Below are 24,137 nucleotides of genomic sequence, written 5' to 3'. Positions count from 1 at the left end.
GTGGCTCACGGCGCCGGATACGTCCGGCCCTTCCATGCTGCCCCGCGCCCCCGGTAGTGCTGTACCGCCGAGTCCACCGTCATCAGCAGATAGAGCAGCGCGGTGCAGGGCAGCAGGGGTGCTGCCCACAGCGGCTGTCCGTAGTAGCGCAGCATCGGCAGATACGTCCCGCACATCACCGCCCAGGCCGCGCCGCCGGTCGCCGCGAGCACCGGGTCGCCGCCCGCCAGTCCGGCCGCCAGCGTGGCGGGTGGCGCCAGATACACCAGGGCGAGCCCGAGGACCGTGCCGAGCAGCAGCGACGGCCGGTGCCGCAGCTGCGCGTACGCGCTGCGCGAGACCATCCGCCACAGGTCGGCCGCCCGCGGATACGGCCGCACGCTGTCCACCCGGTCCGCCAGCCCCAGCCAGATCCGGCCGCCGCCGCGCTTGACCGCCCGCGCCAGCGTCACATCGTCGATCACCGCATGCCGGATCGTCTCCGGGATGCCCGCCCGTTCCGCGGCCTCCCGCCGCAGCAGCACACAGCCGCCGGCCGCGGCCGCGGTCCGCGCGCCGGGCCGGTTGACCCACCGGAAGGGATACAGCTGCCCGAAGAAGTACACGAACGCCGGCACGATCAGCCGCTCCCAGAACGTCACCACCCGCAGCCGCGCCATCTGCGAGACCAGGTCCAGCTCCGCCGACCGGGCCGCCGCCACCAACTCCCGCAGGCTGTCCGGTTCGTGGGCGATATCCGCGTCGGTCAGCAGCAGGTACTCCGGCGTGAGGCGCTCCCGCGCCAGCGCGATCCCGTGCCGTACGGCCCACAGCTTCCCCGTCCACCCCGGCTCCGGCTCGCCGGGAGCGGACACCGTCAGCGGCAGTCCGCCGCGCGCGGCCGCCAGGCTCCGGGCCAGCGCGCCGGTCCCGTCCGTACTGCCGTCGTCGACCAGGAACACCTCCGCCCGGCCCGGGTACTTCTGTCCGAGCAGCGACGGCAGGCTGTCCGGCAGCACCGCCGCCTCGTCCCGCGCCGGGACCACCACGCCCACCGACGGCCAGCGTTCCGGATCGCGGCGGGCCGGCAGCCGGACGTCCGTCCGCCAGAAGAAGCCCTGGCCCAGCAGCAGCCACACCCAGGTCAGCAGGGACCCGGCACCGATCCACTCCATCGCTCCCACGGCCGCAGTCTGCCGCACCGCCCCGTCGCCCCGCGGCCATCGCCACGGTGTCGTGGAGGGGAGAAGGGGAGCGGAGCGGCCGCCGGGGCCGCGCGTCCGTTCCGCCCGGTATGACAAGCCCGGCGGGCGGCTGAGTAAGGTGTCCGGGTGAAGATCGCGCTGATGGACTCCGGGACCGGGCTGCTCGCGGCGGCCGCCGCGATGCGGCGACTGCGGCCGGACGCCGATCTGGTCCTCTCCTCCGACCCCGACGGGATGCCCTGGGGCCCCCGCACCCCCGACGACGTCACCGCCCATGCGCTGGCCGTGGCCCGCTCGGCGGCCGCGCACCGCCCCGAGGCCCTGATCGTCGCCTGCAACACCGCGTCCGTGCACGCGCTGCCCGCCCTCCGCGCCGAACTGGAACCGGATATCCCGGTCATCGGCACCGTCCCGGCGATCAAGCCCGCGGCGGCCGGCGGCGGCCCCGTCGCCATCTGGGCCACCCCCGCCACCACGGGCAGCCCCTACCAGCGCGATCTGATCGACCGGTTCGGGCACGGCGTGGACATCACCGGTGTGCCCTGCCCGGGGCTCGCCGACGCGGTGCAGGTCGCCGACGAGGCCGCGATCGACGCCGCGCTCGCGGTCGCCGCCGACCGCACCCCACGGGACGTCCGCACCGTCGTCCTGGGCTGCACCCACTACGAGCTGGTCGCCGAACGCATCCGTGGGGTCCTCCAGCAGCCCGGGGCCCCCGCGCTCACCCTGCACGGCTCCGCCGAGGCGGTCGCCGCCCAGGCGCTGCGCCGTATCGGCGCCGAGCCGGCCCCGGCGGCCGCCCCGACCGGCGGCCTCAGCGTGATCCTCAGCGGCCGCCCTGCCGGGCTGCCGGCCGCCGCGCTCGCCTACGCCGAGGGCCGGCTGCTCGCCCGGAGCGGCACGGACCGGGCGCCGGAGGGCGCCGGGGCAGCGGTTCCGGCGGCCGGGGCCGCGGCCCGGCGCTGACGTCACCCAGGCCGTCGCGGGTCCCGCAACCCGGGGCGGAACGAGGCCGTCCGGCGCACTGCCATGGTGTGCGAAGACGCGTACGCTGCGTTCCATGAGGGACCACCCCCACGAGGGGGCAGCAGCCCCCGGCAACCACGGCAACACCGACGGCGCCGACAGCGGAGCGCGCCCCGCCGGCGGCTCCCATGCCGAGATCCCCGAGGTCTGGCACGGCAGCGCCACCAACCGCATCCAGTGGCTGCTGGCCGCGATCGGCGCGGCCTGCCTGGCGCTGGGCATCCTGCTCGCCGTCGAGAGCAACTGGACCTCGGGCCGCGCGCCCCTGGTGATGTCGGTGGTCGGCTGTGTCGCGGCCGGTCTGCTGGTGCTCTTCGGCACGCTCGCCTTCGTCCATGTCGCGGTACGCGTCGACAAGGAGTGCATGGAGGTGCGGTGCGGCCATATAGGAGTGCCGCGCCGCCGCATTCCGCTCGACACCGTCGTCGGCGCCGACTTCACCCCCCAGGTCACCCCCCGCCACTGGGGCGGCTGGGGCTACCGCTGGCGCCCCGAGCAGGGCACGGCCGTGGTCGTCCGCCGGGGTGAGGGCGTGGTGCTCCGGCTGGGCGACGGGATGACCTTCACCGTCACCGTCGACGACGCCGAGGGCGCCGTCCGGGCCATCCGGGGCCGGCTCCGGCCGCGCGAGGGAAGCCCGGCGGGCACCTGAGCGCCGCGCCGCCGGGGGCGCTCGGGGGCGCCCGCCGGGCCGGGGACGTCCCGTAGGGTCGGGACCATGGCTACCCCCGACTTCATCCGTGATCTCCGGAACTCCATCGGCCGACAGCTGCTCTGGCTGCCCGGGGTGAGCGCGGTCGTCTTCGACGACGAGGGCCGTGTCCTGCTGGGCAAGCGGGCCGACACCGGTGGCTGGTCGGTGATCGGGGGCATCCCCGAGCCCGGCGAGCAGCCCGCCGAGACCGCGGTGCGGGAGGTCTACGAGGAGACCGCCGTGCGGGTCGTCCCCGAGGGCGTCGTCCTCGTCGAGACCATGCCGCCCACCCACTACCCCAACGGCGACATCTGCCAGTTCATGGACGTGACGCTGCGCTGCCGGGCGGTCGGCGGGGCGGCGCGGGTCAACGACGACGAGTCGCTGGAGGTCGGCTGGTTCGCCGTGGACGCCCTGCCGGAGCTGAAGGAGTACGCCCTGACCCGGATCAAGCGGGCGCTGGAGGCCGGGCCGACATGGTTCCACGGGATCGAGCAGGAGGAGCCGGGCCGGCACCCCGGGGCCTGAACCCGCGGCGGACCGCTCCGGGAGACCGCCGGGCTACAGCTCCTCCGTCGACGGCTCGTCCAGCGGGTCCGAGGAGCCGTCGGGCAGCGGGGGCAGCTCGGACTCGTCCGGGGCACCGGGCTCGTCGGAGGGACCCGGGACCGTGTTGCCGCCGGGCGGCTCCTCGGTGTGCATCTCCCGCTTGTCCTTGCGGCAGGTGGTGATCCAGGTGCCGGTGGGGCCGCTCTCGTACCGGCAGAGCCAGCCCCGTACGGAGAGCGTGCCCCGGTCGTCCCGTGCCTCCCCGGGCGCCCGCGTGAAGAACTCGGACATCACCGAGCGGGCCTCCCCGCAGCCCACTGTGCCCCCGGCCCCGGGGTCGGCGAAGAGGGTGACGTCCCCTTCCGTGCCCAGCGCGTCGGGGAGTTCACCGCAGTTCACCGGTTGTCCGGGGACGGTGGGGGAGGCGGAGCCCGGTGTCCGGCCCGTGGGGGAGGAGGTCGCGGCCGTGGTGTCCTGGCCGCCGTCCGCGCTCCCGCAGCCCGCGGCGGACAGTGCGAACAGCACCGTCGGCACGGTGATGAGCCTCCGCATGTCGGCCTCCCTGGTGGCGGCGGTGCGCAGACGGCACGCCGCGTCGTACGAGGCTAGGAGTCCGCGGGGCGCCGGGCGATCCGGGAGGGCCGATCGGGTGACGCGCACCGGGCCGGGCACCCGCCGCTCCCGGGCGCGGAACGGTGGCGCCCGTCTCCGGCAGGGGCAGCCGCCACACCCGGCCCCCGAAGTGTGGTGCCGCACCACATCGGTCCCCGGCCGGCCGCTGCCTAGGGTGCGGACATGACCGTGATCGGCACCCCAGGCCCGGTATCCCTCGACCTCGACGGCCGTACCGCCCTCGTCACCGGCGCGGCCGGTGGCATCGGACGCGCCTGCGCGCTGCGGCTGGCGGCGGCCGGCGCGACGGTGCGCGCGCTCGACCGGGACACCGACGGTCTGGCCCGCCTCGTGGCGGACCACCCGAACGGCTCCCGGGGCCGGGTGGAACCGTGCCCGCTGGACCTGACCGACCTGGACGCCGCCGAGCGGGCCGCGGCCGGCACCGACCTGCTCGTCAACAACGCCGGCCTCCAGCTCGTCCGCCCCATCGAGGAGTTCCCGCCGGAGGTCTTCCACCAGGTCCTGACCGTGATGCTGGAGGCCCCCTTCCGGCTGCTGCGGGGCGCGCTGCCCCATATGTACGCGCGGGGCTGGGGCCGCGTCATCAACATCTCCTCCGTGCACGGACTGCGGGCGTCCCCCTTCAAGTCCGCGTACGTGGCCGCCAAGCACGGCCTGGAGGGGCTGTCCAAGACCGCGGCCCTGGAGGGCGCCGCGCACGGCGTCACCAGCAACTGCATCAATCCCGGCTATGTCCGCACACCGCTCGTCGAACGGCAGCTCGCCGACCAGGCCGCCGCCCACGGCATCCCCGAGGAGCGCGTGCTGGCCGACATCCTGCTGGCCGACTCCGCCCTCAAGCGGCTGCTCGAACCGGCGGAGGTCGCCGAGGCCGTGGCCTATCTGTGCACCCCGCAGGCGTCCTTCGTGACGGGCACCTCGCTCGCCCTGGACGGTGGCTGGACCGCGCACTGAGCGGCCCCGCCCGTCCCCGGCCGCCGGAGGCTGGCGCACCGCGCGGACCCGGAGGTATCCCTTGTGACCATGCCCACCGAACAGCCGGCGCCCGAGCCGAGCCCCGAGCCCGTGCACACGCCGCGCCCGGCACCCGTTCCGTACGGCCCGGAGGGCATACCGGCCGGCGATCCCGCCCACGATCCGGCCGAGGCCCCCTTCCTCGGCCTGCTGGCCACCGGCGCCCCGGCCGGGGAGTACGAGCGCCCGGTGCTGCGCGCCCGCGCCGAGGGCGCCTCCGCCGGCCGGCTCGCCGCCCTGGAGCGGGCCAAGCTCCACGCGCTGCGGGTGCGCGCCGAACTGGAGGACCGCCGGCGCCGCGAGGCCGAACTGTCCGCGCTCCACGCCACCGCGCACGACCTGGCCGGGCTGCGCGACCTCGACGCGGTGCTGCGCGCGATCGTGCGCCGGGCCCGCTCCCTGCTGGGCACCGAGGTCGCCTACCTCACCCTCAACGACCCGTCCGCCGGCGACACCTACATGCGGGTCACCGACGGCTCGGTCTCGGCGCGGTTCCAGCAGCTGCGGCTCGGGATGGGCGAGGGCCTGGGCGGTCTGGTCGCACAGACCGCCCGGCCGTACGTCACCGACAACTACTTCCACGACGCGCGGTTCCGGCACACCCGCACCATCGACTCCGGCGTCCAGGACGAGGGGCTGGTGGCGATCCTCGGGGTGCCGCTGATGCTCGGCAGCGGGGTGATCGGGGTGCTCTTCGCCGCCGACCGGCGCGAGCGGGTCTTCGAGCACGGCCAGATCGCGCTGCTCGCCGCCCACGCGGCCCGCGCCGCCGTCGCCCTCGACACCGCCAACCTCCTCGCCGAGACCCGTAAGACGCTCACCGAACTGGAGGCGGCGAACGAGATCATCCGCGACCGCAGCGCGGCCGTCGAGCGCGCCGCGGACGTCCATGACCGGCTGACCGAACTGGTGCTGCGCGGCGGCGGGGTCCAGGACGTCGCCGCCGCGGTCGCGGAAGTCCTGGACGGCGAGGTCGAGTTCACCGAGCCCGCCGGGGCACCGGCCGGGGCGCTGGGCCGCCCGCGCGCCGACGGGCACGCCGTACGGGACGGTGCGGACTGGGTCGCGGCGGTCGGGGCGGGCGGTGAGGTGCTGGGCGCCCTCGTGCTGCGCGGACACCAGGCCCTGGACCCGGTCGACCGGCGGACCCTGGAGCGGGCCGCGATGGTCACCTCGCTGCTCCTGCTCGCCCGGCGGACCGCCGGTGAGGCCGAACAGCGGGTGCGCGGCGAGCTGTTGGACGACCTGCTGAACGCCGCGGACCGCGACCCCCGGCTGCTCCGGGAGCGGGCCGCCCGGGTCGGCGCCGACCTGGACGCGCCGCATGTCGTGCTGGCCGCCCGTCCCGACGCCCCGCCGCCCGGCGACGCGGGCTCCGAAGACACCGGCTCCCACGACAGCGGCTCCCACGACGCCGGCTCCCATGGCGCGGACCGGCGTCGGCTGTGGTCGGCGGCCTCCCATCTCGCCGCCACCCGCCGGGGCCTGGCCGCCGTACGGGACGGCGGTGCCGTCCTGCTGCTGCCGCTCGGCCCCGACGGCGACCCGGCGCACGCCGCCCGGGAGGCCGCCGACCGGCTCGGTGCCGCGCTGCGGCTGCCCGTCACGGTCGGCGCCTCGGCACCGGTCGCGGCCCCCGCCGCCCGCCCCGCTGCGGTCGCGGACGCCTACGCGGAGGCCGGCCGCTGCCGGGAGGCGCTGCGGGCGCTGGGCCGGACCGGACAGGGCGCGGCCGCCGCCGACTTCGGCTTCCTCGGCCTGCTGCTCGCCGACACCCGCGACGTGGACGGCTTCGTGCACCGCACGCTCGGCCCGGTCACCGCCTACGACGCCCGCCGCGGTACGGAACTGCTGCGCACCCTCGGCGCCTACTTCGCCTGCGGAATGAGCCCGGCCCGCACCAAGGACGCGCTGCACGTCCATGTGAACACCGTGGCGCAGCGACTGGACCGGGTCAGCCGGCTGCTGGGCCCCGACTGGCAGAGCCCGGCCCGCGCCCTGGAGATCCAGCTGGCGTTGCGGCTGCACCAGCTCTCCGCCGCCGTGGCGGGCGATACCGGCGCGTAACGGGGGCGGCGGTCCACGCCGTCCCCGCGGGCGGTTCCCTACCGATGGCCTCCTCCGGGTGCGCACCGCCGCGACCTGCGGCAGCGTGGTGCCGAAGCTTTCCCCCCACGGACAGAGGAGCGCGACATGGGTGACAAGGGCGCGATGGACAAGATGAAGGGCAAGGCCAAGCAGAAGGCCGGCAAGCTGACGGGCGACGAGCGGATGAAGGGCGAGGGCCGCACCGACGAGGCGAAGGGCCGGGCCAAGGGCGCGATGAGCGACGCCAAGGAGAACCTCCAGGGGATGAAGGACTCCCTGAAGGGCAAGAGCCGCTCCTGACGGCCGGCGGGGGCGTGGCGGACCTGCTGCCCCGTCTCCCGGAGCGTCCCGGGCCCGCCACGCCCCCGCCGTACATCAGGTCTCAGGCCCCGCCGGGCACCGCCGAGGACGCCCCGTCGGCGGGGGCCCGCGCGGGCGGGGGGGCCCCGCCGGGCCCCCCGGGCGCGGCCCCCCCGGCGGGGGGCCCGCGGCGGGGGGCCCCCGCCCCCCCCCCCCCCCCCCCCGGCCGCGCCCGGGCCCCCCCCCCCCCCGCCGCCCCGGCGGGCCCCCGCCCCCCCCGCCCCCCCCGGCGCCCCCCCGGGGGGGGGGGCCCGGCGCGGCCGTGCGGCCCGCGCCGGGCACCGCGTCCGCGTCCACCGCGGCGAGGTCCCGGCTGCGGGTCTCCCGCGCCACGCCCACCGCGACCAGCGTCAGCACCGCGGCCGCGATGACGTACAGGGCGATCGGCGTCGGGCTGTCGTAGTCGGCGAGCAGCGCGGTCGCGATCAGCGGGGCGGGCGCTCCGGCCGCGACCGAGGCGAACTGGGCCCCGATCGAGGCGCCCGAGTACCGCATCCGGGTCGCGAACATCTCCGCGAAGAACGCCGCCTGCGGCGCGTACATCGCACCGTGGAAGACCAGCCCGACACTCACCGCGAGCAGCAGCGGCCCGAACCGGCCGGTGTCCGCCAGCGCGAAGAACGGGAACGCCCAGACGCCGACACCGGCCGCGCCCAGCAGAGAGACCGGCCGGCGCCCGATCCGGTCCGAGAGCGCGCCCCAGGCGGGGATCACCGCGAAGTGCAGCGCCGAGGCGAGGAGTACGGCGTTCAGGGCGGTCTGCGGCGCCAGCGCGGTCTGCGAGGTCGCGTAGACCAGCACGAACGCCGTGATCACGTAGTACGAGATGTTCTCGGCCATCCGCGCGCCCATCGCGACCAGCACGTCCCGCCAGTGATGCCGGAGCACCGCCACCAGCGGCATCCTCTCCAGCGCGCCGCCCTCCGCCCGCCGGGCCTCGGCACGCGCCAACGCGTCCCGGAACACCGGCGATTCGTCCACCGAGAGCCGCACCCACAGCCCCACGACCACCAGCACGCCCGACAGCAGGAACGGCACCCGCCACCCCCACGACACGAACGCCGCGTCCGACACCAGCGCCGTCATCGCCGACAGCACCCCGGTGGCCAGCAACTGCCCCGCGGGTGCGCCGGTTTGCGGCCAGGACGCCCAGAACCCGCGCCGCCGGGCGTCCCCGTGCTCCGACACCAGCAGCACCGCGCCGCCCCACTCACCGCCCAGCGCGAAGCCCTGCACCAGCCGCAGCGCGGTCAGCAGCACCGGCGCCGCCGTCCCGACCGTCGCATGGGTCGGCAGCAGCCCGATCGCGAAGGTCGCGCCCCCCATCAGCAGCAGGCTCAGCACCAGCAGCTTCTTGCGCCCGAGCCGGTCCCCGTAATGCCCGAAGACCAGCGCCCCCAGGGGCCGGGCCGCGAAGCCCACCGCGTACGTCAGAAACGACAGGAGGGTCCCGACCAGCGGATCGGACCCCGGGAAGAACAGCTTGTTGAACACCAGCGCGGCGGCGGTCCCGTAGAGGAAGAAGTCGTACCACTCGACGGTGGTGCCGATGAGACTGGCGGCGACGATCCGCCTGAGGCCGGCGGGGGCTGGTGGAGCGGTCGCGGGGGCGGGCATCGGCATCACTTCCTGACGAGGGCGGGGGCGTTGTCGTGTCGCACACCGTAGGAAGGCGCACGCCGGGCGCCCATGTGGCGGGACGCCACACTTCGGGCTTCGACGGTGCGCGCGGGCACTACTGCGCGGCGCGGCAACCACCGCCGTTCCCAGGGATTCCCCTTACCTCCGTCGCCCTCAGTGATCCCATTGGCGCGCAACGCCACCCTCCATACCCAGACGGACATGGACCGGCGTGCGCCCTGCACCGCCTCGCCGCAATCTGGACGCATGACCTATCGGCGTGCGACGGAAGGTGCCTCATGAAGTGCGCAGTCATCGGTGGTACCGGTCTGATCGGTTCGCAGGTCGTGAGGAAGCTGAACGACGCCGGGCACGAGGCCGTGCCGCACTCGCTGTCCACGGGTGTCGACGCGGTCACCGGGCAGGGGGTGGCGGAGGCGGTGGCCGGGGCCGACTGTGTCGTCAATCTGACGAATTCGCCGACCTTCGACGAGGCCTCTGCCGCCTTCTTCCGGGCCTCGATGGACGCCCTCCTGGCCGCCGGCCACCAGGCCGGGGTGGGGCACTTCGTCATCCTGTCGATCGTCGGTGTGGACCAGGTGCCCGGCCTCGCCTACTACCGTGCCAAGGCCCTGCAGGAGGACCTCCTCAAGGCCGGGCCGATCCCCTACTCGATCGTGCGCGCCACCCAGTTCATGGAGTTCATCGACGCCGTCATGTCCTGGTCCACCGAGGGCGACACCGTCCGCCTGTCCACCACCCCGCTCCAGCCGATCGCCGCGCAGGACGTCTCCGACACCGTCGCCGAGGTCGCCGCCGGTTCCCCTCTGAACGGGACGCTCGACGTCGGCGGGCCCGACGTCCATCCCCTCGACGAACTCGGCCGGATCACCCTGAACGCCCGGCCCGACGGGCGCACGGTCGTCACCGACGACACCGCGGGCATGTTCGCCGCCGTCGACGGCGATGTGCTCACCACCAAGGGCGACGCACGTATCGCCCCCACCCACTACACCGACTGGCTCGCCTGATCCGCCCGGCCGCCCGCTTCCGCCGGGCGCCCGCCCAGCAGGACGTAGATCGCCACCGACAGCACCGCACACACCACCGCGCTCGCCCGCAGCACCGTCTGCCAGGCGTCGGTGAGGCCGTGCGTCACCCAGGCGGCGAAGTCCGGCCGCGCGGCGGCGGGCAGCCCGGAGAGCGGGCCGGAGAGGTCGCCGGCGCCGACGCTGTTGGCGAGGTCGCGTGAGGTGCCGTCATACGAGGGGAACCTGGCCAACCCGGCGTCGAGGTTGTTCCGTACGAGGTTGACGAGGGCCGCGCTCGCTGCCGCGATGGCCAGGGCCTCGCTGCCGAGCCGCAGGGTGTTCAGGAAGCCCGCGGCGGCGCCCATGGCCTCCGGGGCGACGACATCGAGGACCGCTCCGTCCACCAGCCCGAAGTTGAGGCCCAGTCCGAACCCCAGGGTGATCAGGGGAGCGGCCAGGGCTCCCGGCGACACCCCCGGTTCCAGCACGGCGGCGAGCCAGGCCACGCCCGCCGTCAGACACACCAGGCTCAGCCCGAACACGCTCCGGGGCGTCAGCCCCCGGCGCAGCAGCCGGGTGGCCGCCACCGGGGCCGCCAGGATCGGCAGCGTCATCAGCAGCATGGTGCTTCCCGCCTCCCGGCTGGAGGAACCGTTCGCCACCAGCAGGTAGTTGGGCAGCAGCGGCAGCAGGAGGACGAAGGAGAAGCTCGCCACGACGGGGATCAGACACAGCGCCGTGAACTGCCTGTTGCGCAGCAGCCGCAGGTCCAGCATGGGGTGCCGTACCCGCCGCTCCACCTGCACGAAGGCCGCCAGCAGCAGCACCGAACCCGCCAGCAGACCCAGCACTCCGACGCTGCCCCAGCCCCGTTGCGGCCCCTCGACCGCGGCGAGCATCAGCAGCAGGAGCCCGCCGGAGAAGGTGGCGGTGCCGGCCCGGTCCACTCCGATCGGGCGGGAGTCCCGGGTGTCTCCCCGCCCGGCCGGACGACGGCCACGAGCGGCGCGCCCTGCCGTCCCGCCGCGCGGCAGGAGCGGCACCGCACACCACACCAGCGCCATCAGCGCCGCGTGCAGCAAGAAGAAGGCGCGCCAGCCCAGCAGGTCGGTCACCGCTCCGGCGGCCATCGCCCCGAGTGCGAGCCCGGCGCCCGTGGTGATGCCGACCGCCCCGAACGCGCGGCTGCGGGCCCGCCCTTCGAAGGTCTCGCCGATCAGCGAGCTGCCGCTGGTCAGCAGCGCGGCCGCGCCGAGCCCCGCCAGCGCGCGTGCCGCGTCCAGCAGCAGGATGTCCTGCGCTGCCGCGCTCATCGTGGACGCCACCGTGAAGAGAGCGGCGCCGCCCCCGAACACCCGTCGTCTGCCCCACAGATCGGCCAGCGAGCCGCAGGCCAGCAGGGCGCCGGCGAAGGTGAGGTTGTACCCGTGCACCACCCACTGCAGGGCGGCCAGCGGGGCGCCGGTCTCCCGGCCGATGGCGGGGAGCGCCACGCCCGAGCCCGTCACCGACGTCGGCAGGATCAGCAGGGCCGGCAGGACGGCGGCCAGCACGGGCGCTGCCCTCCGCCGCCGCTCCGTCCGCCGGGGCGGAGCGCTGTCCGTGAGTCTCATGCGGCCGGCACCGAGCCGACGAGACCGCCGTCGACGACCAGGTCCTGGCCGGTGATGTACGCGGCGTCATCGGAAGCGAGGAAGGCGACGGCCGCGGCGACCTCGTCCGGGTGGCCGAGTGAACCCAGCGCCACCTCGGCGGAGTTGCGGGCCTCGGAGTCCGGGTGGGGGTTGGCACCGCGCCACATCGGGGTGTCGATATAGCCGGGGCTGACGGAGTTGACGCGGATACCGCGCGCGGCGAGGTCGGACCCCATGGTGCGCGCGAGGTTGTGGACCGCCGCCTTGCTGGCGGAGTAGACCGAGGCGACGGGCAGCCCGCGGTAGAGGGTCCAGGAGGCGTTGATGACGACGGCGCCACCGCGTGGCACCAGCCGCAGGGCCTTCTGCACGGTGAAGAACACCCCCTTGAAGTTGACGTCGACGGTGCGGTCGAAGTCGGCCTCGGTGATCTCCGCGGTCGGCTTGAAGACACCGGTCCCGGCGTTGGCGAAGACGGCGTCGAGCGTGCCGCGCCAGCTCTCGATCCGGCGCATCAGCGCGTCGAGATCGGTCAACGAGGCGGCGTCGGCCCGCACTGCCAGCACGCGGCCGTCCACCGTGTCGAGTCCGGCGACCGCCGCGTCGAGGCGTTCCTGGTCGCGGCCGGTGATGACGACGTACGCACCCTCGTCCAGGAGCCGCCGTGCCGTGGCGAGTCCCATGCCGCTGGTGCCGCCAGTGATCAGTGCTGTCTTGTTCGTGAATCGCTGCATGACCACGATCCTGCGGCGGCGCGGACCGGCCGGGCAGTGTCGGCTGAGCCTGGGTCTGTCACCACCACCCTCACCGCGCCCGGCTGCCGCCCCGCGGCCGGGCGAAGCCCTACGGGGCGGGAACCGCGGCCGGTGCGCCGGCGTCCAGCAGGCCGGCCACCCGGGCCTCGGTCGGTGACCCCTCCGCCGGGGTGTACAGCAGCAGCCGGGCGCCGGGCAGATCGGAGACCGGCAGCATCGTGTAGGCGAACGACAGCTCTCCCACGGCGGGGTGCACCAGCGACTTGACGCCCTCGGCCGCGGCGCCCACCGGGTGTTCGGCCCAGACCGCGGCGAAGGCGGGGCTGGCGGCGCACATGTCCTCCGCGAGCCGGCCGAACTCCGGATCGTCCGGATAGCGCGCCGCGTCCGCACGGAACAGTCCGACGATCTGCCGCGCCGCCTCCTCCCAGCCGCACAGCACGGACCGGAAGTGCGCGTTGGTGAAGAAGCTGACCAGGCAGCTGTGGTCCAGCTCGCCGTAGCCGAAGACCAGTTGGGCGGCCCGGTTGACGGCGACCAGCTTCCAGTGCCGGTCGATGACGTACGCGGGCCGCGGCAGCCAGCCGTCGATGACCCGGCGGATGCCGGCCGGTACGCCGCGGTCCGCGGGCGCGGCCTGCGGTGGGTTCAGCCCGGCGAGCAGGTAGAGGTGCGCACGCTCGACGGGGTCCAGCCGCAGCACACGGGAGACGGCCTCCAGCACCTCGGCCGACACGTTGATGTCGCGCCCCTGTTCCAGCCAGGTGTACCAGGACACCCCCACCCCGGCGAGCACCGCGACCTCCTCGCGCCGCAGACCCGGTGTACGGCGCCCGCTCCCCGCCGCCATGCCCACGTCCGCGGGCGTCAGCCGCGCCCGCCGTGAGCGCAGGAACGCCCGTATCTCCGCGCTGCGTCGCCGCCGCGCCTCGGCCGACAGCTTCGAGACCTCCATACGGCCATGCTAAGCGCCTGGCCCGCGCCGATGCCCGCTGCCGCCTCCAACCTCCGCTCTTCTCGGTCGAGTTGGCGTCCGCGCGGCGGAGGCGCGCTCGGAAGGCCCGCATGCCGGACACCGCCGGCGGCCCGCGGCGGGACTCCACTGCCGGCCGGCCCGGTGGCTACGGCGCCGGGTCCCCGGAGGGGCGATCGGCGGCGGCCGTGAGCTGGTGGGCCAGGTCCCTGAGCGCTTGGCGCAGTGCGGTGGGGCGGTGGACGGTGAAGGGCCATTCCAGGGAGGCGAGCAGGCGGGCCACGCTGTCCAGTTGTGCGGCCTGCGCGCGCATCAGTACGCCGGTGGGGGTGTCCGTGAGGGTGGCGATCGTACGGGGCAGCCGGCGTGCGACGTCCTCCATGGGGCCTTCGATCAGGACCTCGACCTGCCACGGTGCGGGTGTCCGGGCCAGGGACGCGGTGAGGTGGGCCACCGGGTCGAAGTCGTCGGGGGCGGTGAAGGCGGCCGCGCCGGTCGTGGCGGACGCGATCCGGTCGATGCGGAAGGTGCGCAGGCCGGCGCGGAGGTGGTCGTGACCGACGAGGTACCAGCAGCCGGAGTGGAAGACCACCCCGTACGGGTCGACCTCGCGCTCGGTGTGTTCCTGGTGCCAGGAGCGGTAGCGCAGGGCGACGGTGTGACCTGAGTGGCAGGCCTGCGCCAGGGTCAGCAGGACGCCCGCCTCGGGGGTTTGCGCGAGCACGGTGGCGGCGGTGAAGGACAAGGTGTCCCGCATGGCGGCCAGCGGTGCGCGCAGCGGGTCCGGCAGTACGCGTTCGATCTTGGCGAGGGCGCCGGCGCCGGCCGGGGCGGTGGTGCTCATGCCCAGGCGCTCCCCGGCGAGCAGGCCCAGCACGACCACGAGGGCCTCTTCGTTGGTGAGCATCAGCGGCGGCATCCGGTAGCCGCGGGCCAGCCGGTAGCCGCCGAAGCGGCCGCGGACCGATTCCACCGGGATGCCCAGCTCGCGCAGCCGGGCCGCGTACCGCCGCACCGTGCGCACGTCGGCCCCCAGGCGGTCCGCCAGCTGTGCCCCGGTCAGGCCCGGGTGTGTCTGGAGGAGCTCCAGCAGGGCCAGCACACGCGTCAGGGGATATGACATGGATCACTCGGCATTTCAGGGCGGAAACTGTCCTGTATGAAGCCTACTCTCGCGGCAACCCCCTGAATCCAAGGAGAAACCGCATGGCTACCTTCGTACTCGTCCCCGGCGCCTGGCTCGGAGCCTGGGCTTGGGAGGCCACTGCCCAGGCGCTGCGCGAGTGTGGGCACACGGTGCTGCCGGTGACGCTGACGGGCCTGGGCGAACGGTCCGCCCTCGCCACCCCGGAGGTGGGCCTGGACACGCACATCGACGACATCACCGCGTTCGTCGAGGAGCAGGACCTCAGCCAGGTGACCCTCGTGGCGCACAGCTACGCGGCGGTCCCCGTCACCGGCGCCGCCGGCCGTCTCGGCGCACGACTGGAACGCCTGGTCTACGTCGACAGCGCACCCTTCGCCGAGGGCACCTGCCTGCTCGACGTCATGCCGGACGACGTGGTGGACCGCCTGCACAAGCTCGTCGCCGAACACGGGGACGGATGGCGGCTGCCCTTGCCGCCCTTCGAGCTGCTCGGCGCCATGAGCACCCTCGAAGGGCTCGACGAGGAGCAGCTCGGCCTTCTGCGCGCCCGGGCCACGCCCCAGCCGATCGCTACGTTCGCCCAGCGGCTGACCCGCCCCGTCGAGCCCGCTCCCGGCGTCGACCGTGTGGTGGTCGCCTGCCGCGATGCCAAGGCCGTGCTGGATGCCGGGACGCCGGCGCTGGCCTTCCTCAACCAGCCCCCGTGGCGGCACTTCGCCCTGCCCACCGGGCACTGGCCCATGCTGTCCACGCCCGTCGAACTCGCCGAGACCCTCGACGCGGTCGTCTCTTCCTGAGCGTCTCTTCCCGGTCCTGACGGCCAAGGGGCCGGTCTGTCGTGTGCCCTGCGAGCCGGCTGTCGCTCGTGGCGTGTCAAGGGGGCCTGGCGCATGCCGGCCATATACGGGCGCCCGGACGGGCAAGGCAACCGCGCCGGTGTCCCCGGCCTCTCCCTGGACGACTTTGTTCGATCGCCACTGGAGGACTGATGGGCAAAGCGAGGCGAAGAGGCCGGGGCGCCCTGGCGGGCGCGGTGTTGGCGGGTGCGGCGCTGGTGCTGCAGGGCGCCCCGCCCGCCGCCGCGGTCGTCGGCGGAGACCGGGCCGACATCGGGAAGTACCCCTGGACCGTGGCTCTGACGTCGCAGGACGTCAAGGAGCCGGAGTGCGCGGGCACACTGGTCGCGCCGCGCAAGGTGCTGACCGCGTCCCACTGCGTCAGCCCGGCCACCGTCGACAGGGTGCGTGTGGTCGGCGGACGGGAGGACCTGAGGGGCACCCGAAAGGGCACCGTGCGCAAGGTGTCGAAACTCTGGATACACCCCAGGGCCGACACCGAGGGGAACGGCGCGACCTACGCCCACGACCTCGCCGTCCTCACCCTCGACGCCCCCATGCCGTACCGCACTCTGCCGCTCGCCACCCCGGCGCAGCAGAAGCTGTACGAGGAGGGCGCGCCCAACAGGGTCCTGGGATGGGGCTCCACGACGGGCCGCGAGGACGACACCACGGTGCCGCCGCTGCAGACCGCGCTGATACCCAACAGGGGCGACGAGCAGTGCGTCACGGCGTACGGCACCCGCAGATACCGCAAGTCCTTCACGATGTGCGTCGGTTACCCGGCGGGCGGAGTCAGTGCCTGTTCCGGGGACAGCGGGGGACCGGTCGTGGTCAAGGGGCGGCTCGTCGGCGTCATCAGCGGCGGCGGCAGCTGCACCAGCCGCCGCTACCCGGGCGTCGCGGTGAAGACGGCCTCCTACTACGCGCTGCTCCAGAGCCGGATCGCCGGATAGCCGGGCAGGGAGGGAGTTTCCGGATGACACGACACAGGTACACGCGGTGGCCGGCCCTGGCAGGTCTCCTGGCGCTCATCGCCGGCGGACTCGCGGTGCTGCCGGCGCACCCCGCCCAGGCCGTCGTCGGCGGCCACCGGACCAGTACGGCGGTGGCCCCTTGGGCGGTCACCCTCAACCTCTGGCGGCAGACCGACGGCTACCCGCGCTCGGGGCAGTTCTGCGGCGGCACCCTGGTCCGGCCGACGAAGGTGGTCACCGCCGCCCACTGCGTCGTGGACGAGGCAGCGACCGATCTGGGGGTGGTCGCGGGCCGTACCGACCTGCGCCGCCACGACGGCCGGATGCGCAAGGTGACCAAGGCCTGGATTCATCCGCGCTTCGGCCGCCACCTGGAGAACGACGTCGCTGTGCTCACCCTCGACAAGCCGATGCCGGCGCGCTACACCCCGCTGCCGGTGGCCACCGCCGCCGACACCGGACCGTACCGCCCCGGCACCCGTGCCCGGGTCCACGGCTGGGGCCTGCTGGACTACGAGGACCGCCAGGCGAACCTGCTGCGGGCGGCGGACCTGCGGGTCCTTCCCGACCGGACCTGTCAACGGCTCAGCCCCTGGGGCGACTTCGACCCGAAAATGCACGTCTGCGCCAACGATCCGGTCGCCGGTGCCCATCACGCCGAAGGCGACAGCGGTGGCCCGCTGGTCGCCGGCGGCAAGCTGATCGGGATCGTCAGCTGGCTGCTCCAGGGCGACACCGCCACCCCCACGCCCGGCGTCTACACCCGGGTCTCCGCCTACTCCCGCGAGATCGCCCGGCAACTCCGCTGACGGCGGCGCCGGGAACGGGACGGCCATGGATGGCCTTGGATGCGCCACGGAGCAGCCCGGCTTCAGTCGGCGAACGGTCATCGATCAACAACGGATCAATGACCGTTCGCCGGCTGGCCGCCGGCCGGCCGAAGGCTGGTCAGTACGTCAGCGCGTCCGACGCCGAGCTCTGCCAGTAGGTGACGGAGGCGTTGTCGTCCTTGTGGGTGCCCGCGGGCAGGGCGAGCTTCGCGGGGGAGCCCACCGAACCGGAGCCGCTCCGCGAGGCGAAGTGCACCGTGAGCTGCTTGACGGTGCCACCGGTGCTCTCGCCGGGCTCGCCGGTGAGCGCGACCGAGGCGTAGGCGGAGCTGCCCGGGGCGACGCTCAGGACGGACTGCGGCTTGCTGTCCTCGTTGATCCGGGTCGCCGCCTGGTCGCCGTCGAAGCCCAGGAGGGGCGCGCCGTAGGCGTTGCAGGCCTGCGACCCGCTGTTGGTGATCTTGATGAGCACGTGGTTGAGCGGGCGCGTGACCTTGCTGACCGTGGTCTTGACGTTGTCTCCGGTGCAGGCGTCCGACGCGCTGTTCGCGGTGCCGCCGTCCTTCCCGGTGCCGCCGGTCTTCCCGGAGGAGCCGCCCTTGCCGCCGGAGGAGCCCTGCCCGGAGCCGGACCCCTCTCCCTTGCCGGACGCGCCGGAGCTGCCGGACGTGCCGTTCTCGCCGCCCGATCCGCCCGTGGTGCCGGAACCCGGCCCCGCCGCGGACGGGGCGCTGGACGCCGCCTCGGTGTCACCGTCGCAGGCGGTCAGGGACAGGCCCGCGAGGACGACGGCGACGGCGGCGGCTGCGGTGCGGGATCGGATGGTGCGCATGGTGATGTGACTTCTCCTAGCAGGTGGGTTCTGGGTCTCAGTGGTGGTTGATCAGAAGGCCTACGACCGCGGCACAGATGATCAGCACGGCGATGGCGACGACATCGCTGGTACACCAGCGGGTTCGCATGGCATCTCCCGTCTCGTGGTGCTGCTCCACAGCCTGCGGGGTGTCCGCCCGGATACCAACGAATCCGCGAGAATGCGAGAAGCCGGAACGCTGGAACAGCAGTTGACCTGGGGGAATGACCGCCCCCTGGAACGCTGTCCTGGAATGGCGGAGCGAACAGGGGAGCGGGCGAGGGGCCCGGGAGAGGGGCTCGGGAGAGGCCGTCGGAAAATTTTTCAATCCGCCACCCATCCGCGGGCGTTGCGGCTCCGAATCACGGTCGACACCTCGCCGAGGTGTTGCTGTCGAACCCGGACGACGTGCGGTCCCCCCTCCTCCGTGGAGGCCGCCGGAAAAGGAACGATCGTGATAGCCAAGCGCACCCGCCGCCTCGCCGTACTCGTCACCCTGCCCGCCGCCCTGGCCCTCACCGCAGGCGCCTCGTCCCAGGCCGTCGCCCAGGGCACCGGAGCGTTCCAGATCAACCTGGCGCAGCTGAACGACTCCGGTTCCAAGGGCACGGCGATGCTCAGCCTCCAGGGCAACCGGCTGACCGTGAAGATCGAGTCCGAGGGGCTCGTCCCCGGACAGCCCTCCGCCCAGCATCTGCACGGTTCCACCGACGGCCATGACTTCCACTGCCCGGACGCCAGCGACGACACGAACGGCGACGGCGTCCTCAACAACACCGAAGCCACGGTCGACTACGGCGACATCAACATCTCGCTCACCACCAAGGGGCCCACGGACATGAAGAGCGGTCTCGCCGTCGACCGCATGCCGGTGGCCGACGCGCAGGGCAAGCTCCAGTACGAGCGCACCCTCGCCGTCTCCCAGGACGTGGTCGACCACATCAAGGACCTGCACATCGTGCAGCACGGCATCGACCGCAACGACAACAAGAAGTACGACTTCGAGGGGGCCGGCAAGAGCGAACTCGACCCCAAGCTCCCCCAGGAGGCCACCGCACCGACCAACTGCGGTGAGGTCCTGGGCGCCGCGGTGGGCTCCATCCCGGTCGGCGGCGTCGAGACCGGCACCGGGCCCGCCGAGGAGAACGGGGTGCCGGCCGCGGTGCTGGGCGCCGGCGGGGGCGCCCTCGTGGCGGCGGCCGGTGCGCTGGCCTTCGCGCGGCGCCGCAGGAGCGGGCTCGCGGCCGCGAGCGCCGGGGACAACGGGGCCGCCGCGTGAGCCGGAGCGAGGACACCATGAGCACCGTACGCCGCCGGGGCCGCCGCGCCACCGGCTACGCCCTCGCCACGGCCCTGTCGGCCGTGCTCCTCGCCGGATGCGGCGGGCAGGACGCCGCGCCGCCCCAGTCGCTCCCCGCGGGGCAGCAGCCGGACGGCGCCGGGCAGCCCGACGACCAGGCGCCGGGCGGTGGCTCCGGGAGCAAGGCCGCCGCCAGCATGCCGAAGTCGGCCCCGCAGCGGCTCTCCATCCCGTCGCTCCAGGTCTCCTCCACGCTGGAGACGCTGGGACAGAAGAAGAACGGGACCATGCAGACGCCCCGGGACCCCGACAAGGCGGGCTGGTACCGGCCGGGGCCGACCCCCGGCTCCCAGGGACCGGCGGTGATCGCCGGTCATGTCTCCTGGAACGGCACCCCGTCGGTGTTCCACAAGCTGTCGTCGATGAAGCGCGGCGACACCATCGAGGTGGACCGGCAGGACGGCAAGACGGCGAAGTTCACCGTGGACCGCGTCGCCCAGTACCCGAAGAACAAGTTCCCCACGGTCGAGGTGTACAAGAACCTCGACCATGCGGGCCTCCGTCTGATCACCTGCGGTGGTGAGTACGACGAGGGCAAGCACTACTACCCCGACAACGTGGTGGTGTTCGCCAGCCTCACGGGCCGCGCATAGCCCGATCCGCGCAGCTCCGGCCGGTGGCCCGGCGCCCCCGCACGGGCGCCGGGCCACCTTGCGCCGGTGTGATCCGCCGGCGCCGGGGCGCCGGTCCGCCCGCCCGGGGCAACCGCCATACTGCCTGCGATCTTTCCTCGCCCCCGAAGGGAACCTCGCGACGTGTCCTCCACCGCCCCTCTCCCCGTCACGCGCACCCGCGTCGTCATCGTCGGCGCCGGTCCCGCCGGGCTCATCGTGGCGAACCTGCTGCGCACCGCCGGTGTCGACTGCGTGCTGCTGGAAACGGAGAGCAGGGAGTTCATCGAGCAGCGGCCGCGCGCCGGGTTCCTGGAGGAGTGGGCGGTGCGCGCGCTGGCCCGGCGCGGGCTGGCCGACCGGCTGCTCGAACGGGCCGCCACACAGGGCGAGTTCGAGTTCCGCTTCGACGGGGAGCGGCACACGGTACGGACCGGCGAGCTGTCGGGCCGCCGCCACTTCGTCTATCCGCAGCCGCTGTTGGTCACCGACCTCGTCGCCTCGTACGTGGACGGGGCGAACGGCGAGGTCCGCTTCGGGGTACGGGACGTGGCGCTGCACGACCTCGACGGCGACCGGCCCGCGGTGTCGTACACCGACCCGGTGAGCGGCGCCCGGCACCGGGTCGAGTGCGACTTCGTCGCGGGCTGCGACGGGGCCCGCGGAGTGAGCCGGACGGCCGTCACCGACGGCGGGGCGGTCCTCACCCGCCATGACCACGGCGTCGCCTGGCTCGCCCTCCTCGCCGAGGCACCGCCGTCCGCGGACGGTGTGGTCTTCGGCATCCACGAGCGCGGTTTCGGTGCCCAGATGGCCCGCAGCCCCCAGGTCACCCGCTACTACCTCCAGGTCCCGCCCGGCGACGACGCACGGAACTGGTCCCACACCCGGGTGTGGGAAGAACTGCACCACCGCCTCGCGGCCGACGGCGCCCGGCCGCTGACCGAGGGACCGGTGATCGAGAAGGTGGTCCTGGACATGCACAACTACGTGGTGGAGCCGATGGCGCGCGGCCGCCTCTACCTGGCGGGAGACGCGGCGCATCTGATCGCGCCGATCGCCGCGAAGGGCATGAACCTCGCGATCAATGACGCCCTGCTGCTCGGTGACGCGCTGGTCGCGCACTACCGGGCCGACGACGACAGCGGCCTGGCCGGCTACTCGGAGTCCTGTCTGCGGCGGGTCTGGCAGTACCTGGAGTTCTCGCAGTGGCTGTCGGACGTGCTGCACGGCGCCTCCTCCGGCGACCGCTTCCAGGCCGGTACGGCCCGCGCCCGGCTGCGGCGGCTGCTGGGGTCCGAGTCCGCGGCGAAGGCCTTCGCCGGGCTGTACCTCGGCGAGGAAGCCGATCTGTGACGCCGCCGCCGCGGACCGGGCGGAGGACACCTCCGTGGGGTGACTCACACAGCGGTGTGGGGTGGGAGTCCACGGCCCCGGGTACGCGGCCTCGTGATCGCCGGGCGAGATACCGTTGAGAAGTGGTAGAAATTCGGCGAAAAGCATCGCTGAGTCACTGAGGAAGGAGACGTATGTCATCGAAGCGCCGTCGTAAGAAGAAGGCCCGTCGCAAGAACGGTGCCAACCACGGCAAGCGGCCCCAGTCCTGAACGAAGGCTGGACCCGACCTCGCCGATGGGGTTTCTGTGGGCTCCCCGCGTCCGTGCTCAAGCGGACGCGCGGAGCCCACAGCGGTAGTGCACCGGGGTACGCGGACGTGCCCTACGCCTTGGTCGCTGCCTCCGCTATGCGCTGGGAGACCTGCGACTGGGTGGCATCGCGCCGCGTCGGGGTGAACGACAGCACGATGCGCCGCTGTTGGTCCCGGGTGGCGAACAGGGCCGAGCAATAGCCGTACTGCTCCCCGGTCTTGCCCCACAGGGTGAGCCCGTTCACCGTGACGGTCTGCAGGCCCGCGGCATAGCGCGCCGGGCCGCCGTCCACCATGCGCACCTCGTCCGGCGGCAGGGTGAACATCCGCGCCAGCTCCCGCGGCGGCAGCAGCTCGCCCGAGAACAGGGCGGTGAGGAAGCGGTCCAGATCGCCGGTGTGGGAGATCATCTCGCCCTCTCCCCAGGAGGCCGACGGATGGAACTCGGTGATGTCCAGCAGCGATCCGTCCGTCATCCGCAGATAGCCGTGGACATGCGGACCGTGGACGCGTGGGTCGTCGCCGGGCACACGGGTGTGCCGCAGGCCCAGCGGGCGCAGGAGGCGGCGGCCGATCACCTCGCCGTAGCGGCGCCCCGTCAGCCGCTCGATCAGCAGCGCCAGCAGGACGTAATTGATGCCGCGGTACTGCTGCTTGGTGCCGGGGGTGAACTTCATGGGGCCGTGCGACACCCGCGCCACCAGCTGCTCGGGGGTCCACCGGTCGTAGCGGTGCCGCGCGATGGCCTCCGGGGAGGACGGGTCGTAGGGCGGGGCCTGCTCGTCGGGGAGTCCGCTGGTGTGGTTCAGCAGCTGTGACACCGTGATCGGCGGGAACCTCGCCGGCAGCACACCGGGCAGCAGACGCTGCACCGGCGTCTCCGGTGACAGCCGCCGCTCGGCGGCGAGCTGCAGCACCACCGTCGCCACGAAGACCTTGGTGATGCTGCCGATCCGGAAGGTGTCCCGCTCCTGGACCGCGCGGCCGGTGACCCGGTCGGCGACGCCCGAGGTGCCGTACCACCGCCCGGCCGAGCCGCTCACCCGCAGCTGGGCGGCGATCAGCTCGGGGTGCTCCAGATCGGCGAGGGCGGCCCGCAGCGCGGGCACCTGTAGCGGAGGGACGGGGGCGGCGGCGGGCGGCACCCGACGGGCGGGACCGCCGCCCGGTGACGGGACCGCGGCCGGGCGGGAAGCGGCGCGGGGCACCGCGCGGGCCGGGCCCGCCGTCGCGGCGACCACCGCTCCGGACAGGGCGGCCCCCACAACTGCCCTGCGGGACAAGGGAGAAAGGCTCATGTCGCACAGCTTCGCGGAGGCGCGCCGCGCGGGCGTCAGGGATTTCCCCGACCCGCCCCGGAAACACCCCCTACCCCGCCCCTGACCCGCCCGGTGCCGCGTGCGGCGGCGCCCGAGTAGAGGGAGCCCGGACGGCGGTTTAGCGTGGAAGGGAGTTTCGCCTCCCAGGAGGGGCTGTTGCCATGTCACACGGCCGGACGGACACCGCCGACGGTGACCGGTTGTCGCACTTCCTCGACAGCCCCGTCATCGGAATGTCGCCCTGGATCGCGATGTCGGTCATCGTCGGGCCGGGCCGCTTCGAGCTGGCCGTGGGAATAGCCCTGGCCCTCGCCGTCCTGCTCGTCATCATCGGCCGCGTACGCCATCCCGGGACCTCGTTCAAAATTCTGGAGATCGCCGATGTGGTGTTCTTCGCGGTGCTGGCGGTCATCGGCATTTTCGCCTCTCCGGGCACACACCGCTGGCTGGAGACCTATGCGGGGGAGGTCGCGAGTATCGCGCTGATGACGATCGCCCTCGGGTCCATGGCGTTCCGGGTGCCCTTCACCCTGCAATACGCGCGGGAACGGGTGCCCCGCGAGGTCTGGAGCGATCCCCGATTCCTGCGGACCAATTACTACATCACGGCCGCGTGGGGCGCCGCATTCGCGGTGGCGGCGATCGCGGGCGCCTTCGGTGATCTCGTGCTGCACAATCCCAATAACGCGTGGACCGGCTGGATCATCCAAATCGCAGCCATCATCGCGGCCTTGCAGTTCACCGAGTGGTACCCGGACGTCGTACGGGCCCGTTCCCTGCGGGAGAAGAACCTGCCCGGCCCGCCCGAACCCCCGCTGAGCAGCATGCTCATCCCGCTGGCGGGCTATCTGACCCCGGTGGGCATCGCGGTGCTCGTCGCCGGTGCCGGGCCGGTGTGGCTGGGGGTGGCGCTGATCGTGCTGGGGGTGGTGCTCGTCAAATCCCTGTCGCGCCCCAAAGAGGCCGAGGTCGACGCCGACGTATCCGGCTGA

The 24,137-nt window shown here is 73.7% G+C and carries 24 protein-coding genes; 15 read left to right on the top strand and 9 right to left on the bottom strand.

Annotated features, from left to right (window positions below; genetic code table 11):
- Positions 1-5 precede the first annotated feature (5 nt).
- Positions 6-1,154 carry a glycosyltransferase gene (locus tag ACGFN2_RS25215; protein ID WP_393364181.1) on the bottom strand — a complete coding sequence of 383 codons (1,149 nt, stop codon included), beginning with the start codon at positions 1,152-1,154 and terminating at the stop codon, positions 6-8.
- Positions 1,155-1,310: 156 nt separating this feature from the next.
- Between ACGFN2_RS25215 and ACGFN2_RS25210 the strand changes: the two genes are divergently transcribed.
- From ACGFN2_RS25210 to ACGFN2_RS25200, 3 genes are all read left to right on the top strand, one after another.
- The gene (locus ACGFN2_RS25210) at positions 1,311-2,150 is read left to right on the top strand and encodes a glutamate racemase (protein WP_393364144.1); all 840 of its coding nucleotides are present in this window, start codon (positions 1,311-1,313) and stop codon (positions 2,148-2,150) included.
- 94 nt (positions 2,151-2,244) lie between these two features.
- Positions 2,245-2,862, top strand: coding sequence for a hypothetical protein (locus ACGFN2_RS25205; RefSeq protein ID WP_393364140.1), 618 nt, complete (start codon positions 2,245-2,247; stop codon positions 2,860-2,862).
- Positions 2,863-2,928: 66 nt separating this feature from the next.
- Positions 2,929-3,432 carry an NUDIX domain-containing protein gene (locus ACGFN2_RS25200; protein ID WP_393364137.1) on the top strand — a complete coding sequence of 168 codons (504 nt, stop codon included), beginning with the start codon at positions 2,929-2,931 and terminating at the stop codon, positions 3,430-3,432.
- Positions 3,433-3,465: 33 nt separating this feature from the next.
- On the opposite strand, the gene ACGFN2_RS25195 is transcribed toward ACGFN2_RS25200, so the two are convergent.
- Positions 3,466-4,005, bottom strand: a complete 540-nt coding sequence (locus ACGFN2_RS25195) for a hypothetical protein (protein WP_362603539.1) — start codon at positions 4,003-4,005, stop codon at positions 3,466-3,468.
- Between the two features lie 243 nt (positions 4,006-4,248).
- On the opposite strand from ACGFN2_RS25195, the gene ACGFN2_RS25190 reads away from it, so the two are divergent.
- The 3 genes from ACGFN2_RS25190 (at position 4,249) to ACGFN2_RS25180 (ending at position 7,491) form a co-directional block, all read left to right on the top strand.
- Positions 4,249-5,043, top strand: coding sequence for a 3-hydroxybutyrate dehydrogenase (locus ACGFN2_RS25190; protein ID WP_393364134.1), 795 nt, complete (start codon positions 4,249-4,251; stop codon positions 5,041-5,043).
- Between the two features lie 69 nt (positions 5,044-5,112).
- Complete coding sequence (locus ACGFN2_RS25185) at positions 5,113-7,170, top strand: helix-turn-helix domain-containing protein (RefSeq protein WP_393364131.1); 2,058 nt, start codon at positions 5,113-5,115, stop codon at positions 7,168-7,170.
- A 126-nt stretch (positions 7,171-7,296) separates the two neighbouring features.
- Positions 7,297-7,491, top strand: coding sequence for a CsbD family protein (locus ACGFN2_RS25180; RefSeq protein WP_362603534.1), 195 nt, complete (start codon positions 7,297-7,299; stop codon positions 7,489-7,491).
- A 75-nt stretch (positions 7,492-7,566) separates the two neighbouring features.
- On the opposite strand, the gene ACGFN2_RS25175 is transcribed toward ACGFN2_RS25180, so the two are convergent.
- Positions 7,567-9,168 (bottom strand): MFS transporter, encoded by a 1,602-nt coding sequence (locus ACGFN2_RS25175; protein ID WP_393364128.1) that lies wholly within the window; start codon positions 9,166-9,168, stop codon positions 7,567-7,569.
- Between the two features lie 302 nt (positions 9,169-9,470).
- Here ACGFN2_RS25175 and ACGFN2_RS25170 point away from each other — a divergent pair, with 302 nt between their 5' ends.
- The gene (locus tag ACGFN2_RS25170; RefSeq protein WP_393364125.1) at positions 9,471-10,202 is read left to right on the top strand and encodes an SDR family oxidoreductase; all 732 of its coding nucleotides are present in this window, start codon (positions 9,471-9,473) and stop codon (positions 10,200-10,202) included.
- Here the strand turns inward: ACGFN2_RS25170 and ACGFN2_RS25165 are convergent.
- The 4 genes from ACGFN2_RS25165 to ACGFN2_RS25150 all read right to left on the bottom strand — a co-directional run bounded on the left by ACGFN2_RS25165 (position 10,181) and on the right by ACGFN2_RS25150 (position 14,687).
- Positions 10,181-11,815: an MFS transporter gene (locus tag ACGFN2_RS25165; protein WP_393364122.1), complete on the bottom strand. Its 1,635-nt coding sequence runs from the start codon at positions 11,813-11,815 to the stop codon at positions 10,181-10,183. The two genes, ACGFN2_RS25170 and ACGFN2_RS25165, sit on opposite strands and share 22 nt — an antisense overlap.
- Entirely contained in the window at positions 11,812-12,570 is a 759-nt protein-coding gene (locus ACGFN2_RS25160) for an SDR family NAD(P)-dependent oxidoreductase (protein WP_393364119.1), read from the bottom strand. The genes ACGFN2_RS25165 and ACGFN2_RS25160 overlap by 4 nt, the downstream gene beginning before the upstream one ends.
- Before the next feature lie 109 nt (positions 12,571-12,679).
- A complete protein-coding gene (locus tag ACGFN2_RS25155) occupies positions 12,680-13,546 on the bottom strand; it encodes a helix-turn-helix transcriptional regulator (RefSeq protein WP_393364116.1) in 867 nt (288 codons plus the stop codon).
- Between the two features lie 166 nt (positions 13,547-13,712).
- A complete protein-coding gene (locus ACGFN2_RS25150; protein ID WP_393364113.1) occupies positions 13,713-14,687 on the bottom strand; it encodes a helix-turn-helix transcriptional regulator in 975 nt (324 codons plus the stop codon).
- An 83-nt stretch (positions 14,688-14,770) separates the two neighbouring features.
- On the opposite strand from ACGFN2_RS25150, the gene ACGFN2_RS25145 reads away from it, so the two are divergent.
- The 3 genes from ACGFN2_RS25145 (at position 14,771) to ACGFN2_RS25135 (ending at position 17,333) form a co-directional block, all read left to right on the top strand.
- Positions 14,771-15,508 (top strand): alpha/beta fold hydrolase, encoded by a 738-nt coding sequence (locus ACGFN2_RS25145; RefSeq protein ID WP_393364110.1) that lies wholly within the window; start codon positions 14,771-14,773, stop codon positions 15,506-15,508.
- 191 nt (positions 15,509-15,699) lie between these two features.
- A complete protein-coding gene (locus ACGFN2_RS25140) occupies positions 15,700-16,503 on the top strand; it encodes a S1 family peptidase (protein ID WP_393364107.1) in 804 nt (267 codons plus the stop codon).
- Positions 16,504-16,526: 23 nt separating this feature from the next.
- On the top strand, positions 16,527-17,333 hold the full coding sequence (locus ACGFN2_RS25135; protein ID WP_393364104.1) for a S1 family peptidase: 807 nt from the start codon (positions 16,527-16,529) through the stop codon (positions 17,331-17,333).
- A gap of 139 nt (positions 17,334-17,472) precedes the next feature.
- Here ACGFN2_RS25135 and ACGFN2_RS25130 read toward each other — a convergent pair whose 3' ends face one another.
- Complete coding sequence (locus ACGFN2_RS25130; RefSeq protein ID WP_393364101.1) at positions 17,473-18,186, bottom strand: DUF4232 domain-containing protein; 714 nt, start codon at positions 18,184-18,186, stop codon at positions 17,473-17,475.
- 475 nt (positions 18,187-18,661) lie between these two features.
- On the opposite strand from ACGFN2_RS25130, the gene ACGFN2_RS25125 reads away from it, so the two are divergent.
- The 4 genes from ACGFN2_RS25125 to ACGFN2_RS25110 all read left to right on the top strand — a co-directional run bounded on the left by ACGFN2_RS25125 (position 18,662) and on the right by ACGFN2_RS25110 (position 21,785).
- Positions 18,662-19,486 (top strand): hypothetical protein, encoded by an 825-nt coding sequence (locus ACGFN2_RS25125; RefSeq protein ID WP_362603515.1) that lies wholly within the window; start codon positions 18,662-18,664, stop codon positions 19,484-19,486.
- 17 nt (positions 19,487-19,503) lie between these two features.
- Entirely contained in the window at positions 19,504-20,160 is a 657-nt protein-coding gene (locus ACGFN2_RS25120) for a class F sortase (protein ID WP_362603514.1), read from the top strand.
- Positions 20,161-20,322: 162 nt separating this feature from the next.
- The gene (locus ACGFN2_RS25115) at positions 20,323-21,534 is read left to right on the top strand and encodes a 4-hydroxybenzoate 3-monooxygenase (protein WP_393364097.1); all 1,212 of its coding nucleotides are present in this window, start codon (positions 20,323-20,325) and stop codon (positions 21,532-21,534) included.
- 173 nt (positions 21,535-21,707) lie between these two features.
- Positions 21,708-21,785, top strand: a complete 78-nt coding sequence (locus ACGFN2_RS25110; protein ID WP_370454205.1) for a 50S ribosomal protein bL37 — start codon at positions 21,708-21,710, stop codon at positions 21,783-21,785.
- 112 nt (positions 21,786-21,897) lie between these two features.
- On the opposite strand, the gene ACGFN2_RS25105 is transcribed toward ACGFN2_RS25110, so the two are convergent.
- Positions 21,898-23,124 carry a serine hydrolase domain-containing protein gene (locus ACGFN2_RS25105; RefSeq protein ID WP_393364094.1) on the bottom strand — a complete coding sequence of 409 codons (1,227 nt, stop codon included), beginning with the start codon at positions 23,122-23,124 and terminating at the stop codon, positions 21,898-21,900.
- Between the two features lie 182 nt (positions 23,125-23,306).
- On the opposite strand from ACGFN2_RS25105, the gene ACGFN2_RS25100 reads away from it, so the two are divergent.
- Complete coding sequence (locus tag ACGFN2_RS25100; protein ID WP_393364091.1) at positions 23,307-24,137, top strand: hypothetical protein; 831 nt, start codon at positions 23,307-23,309, stop codon at positions 24,135-24,137.

The sequence above is a fragment of the Streptomyces sp. NPDC048612 genome, assembly GCF_043199295.1.
Lineage (GTDB): Bacteria > Actinomycetota > Actinomycetes > Streptomycetales > Streptomycetaceae > Streptomyces.
This window is presented reverse-complemented; position numbering and strand designations above follow the sequence as displayed.

Bases quoted from the DNA above. Each gene is read 5' to 3' on its own strand.
- ACGFN2_RS25140 (WP_393364107.1), top strand. From the start codon at position 15,700: ATGGGCAAAGCGAGGCGAAGAGGCCGGGGCGCCCTGGCGGGCGCGGTG.
- ACGFN2_RS25190 (WP_393364134.1), top strand. From the start codon at position 4,249: ATGACCGTGATCGGCACCCCAGGCCCGGTATCCCTCGACCTCGACGGC.
- ACGFN2_RS25130 (WP_393364101.1), bottom strand. From the start codon at position 18,186: ATGCGCACCATCCGATCCCGCACCGCAGCCGCCGCCGTCGCCGTCGTC.
- ACGFN2_RS25155 (WP_393364116.1), bottom strand. From the start codon at position 13,546: ATGGAGGTCTCGAAGCTGTCGGCCGAGGCGCGGCGGCGACGCAGCGCG.
- ACGFN2_RS25135 (WP_393364104.1), top strand. From the start codon at position 16,527: ATGACACGACACAGGTACACGCGGTGGCCGGCCCTGGCAGGTCTCCTG.
- ACGFN2_RS25180 (WP_362603534.1), top strand. From the start codon at position 7,297: ATGGGTGACAAGGGCGCGATGGACAAGATGAAGGGCAAGGCCAAGCAG.
- ACGFN2_RS25175 (WP_393364128.1), bottom strand. From the start codon at position 9,168: ATGCCCGCCCCCGCGACCGCTCCACCAGCCCCCGCCGGCCTCAGGCGG.
- ACGFN2_RS25200 (WP_393364137.1), top strand. From the start codon at position 2,929: ATGGCTACCCCCGACTTCATCCGTGATCTCCGGAACTCCATCGGCCGA.
- ACGFN2_RS25145 (WP_393364110.1), top strand. From the start codon at position 14,771: ATGGCTACCTTCGTACTCGTCCCCGGCGCCTGGCTCGGAGCCTGGGCT.
- ACGFN2_RS25170 (WP_393364125.1), top strand. From the start codon at position 9,471: ATGAAGTGCGCAGTCATCGGTGGTACCGGTCTGATCGGTTCGCAGGTC.
- ACGFN2_RS25215 (WP_393364181.1), bottom strand. From the start codon at position 1,154: ATGGAGTGGATCGGTGCCGGGTCCCTGCTGACCTGGGTGTGGCTGCTG.
- ACGFN2_RS25160 (WP_393364119.1), bottom strand. From the start codon at position 12,570: ATGCAGCGATTCACGAACAAGACAGCACTGATCACTGGCGGCACCAGC.
- ACGFN2_RS25100 (WP_393364091.1), top strand. From the start codon at position 23,307: ATGTCACACGGCCGGACGGACACCGCCGACGGTGACCGGTTGTCGCAC.
- ACGFN2_RS25110 (WP_370454205.1), top strand. From the start codon at position 21,708: ATGTCATCGAAGCGCCGTCGTAAGAAGAAGGCCCGTCGCAAGAACGGT.
- ACGFN2_RS25105 (WP_393364094.1), bottom strand. From the start codon at position 23,124: ATGAGCCTTTCTCCCTTGTCCCGCAGGGCAGTTGTGGGGGCCGCCCTG.
- ACGFN2_RS25185 (WP_393364131.1), top strand. From the start codon at position 5,113: ATGCCCACCGAACAGCCGGCGCCCGAGCCGAGCCCCGAGCCCGTGCAC.
- ACGFN2_RS25120 (WP_362603514.1), top strand. From the start codon at position 19,504: ATGAGCACCGTACGCCGCCGGGGCCGCCGCGCCACCGGCTACGCCCTC.
- ACGFN2_RS25195 (WP_362603539.1), bottom strand. From the start codon at position 4,005: ATGCGGAGGCTCATCACCGTGCCGACGGTGCTGTTCGCACTGTCCGCC.
- ACGFN2_RS25150 (WP_393364113.1), bottom strand. From the start codon at position 14,687: ATGTCATATCCCCTGACGCGTGTGCTGGCCCTGCTGGAGCTCCTCCAG.
- ACGFN2_RS25205 (WP_393364140.1), top strand. From the start codon at position 2,245: ATGAGGGACCACCCCCACGAGGGGGCAGCAGCCCCCGGCAACCACGGC.
- ACGFN2_RS25165 (WP_393364122.1), bottom strand. From the start codon at position 11,815: ATGAGACTCACGGACAGCGCTCCGCCCCGGCGGACGGAGCGGCGGCGG.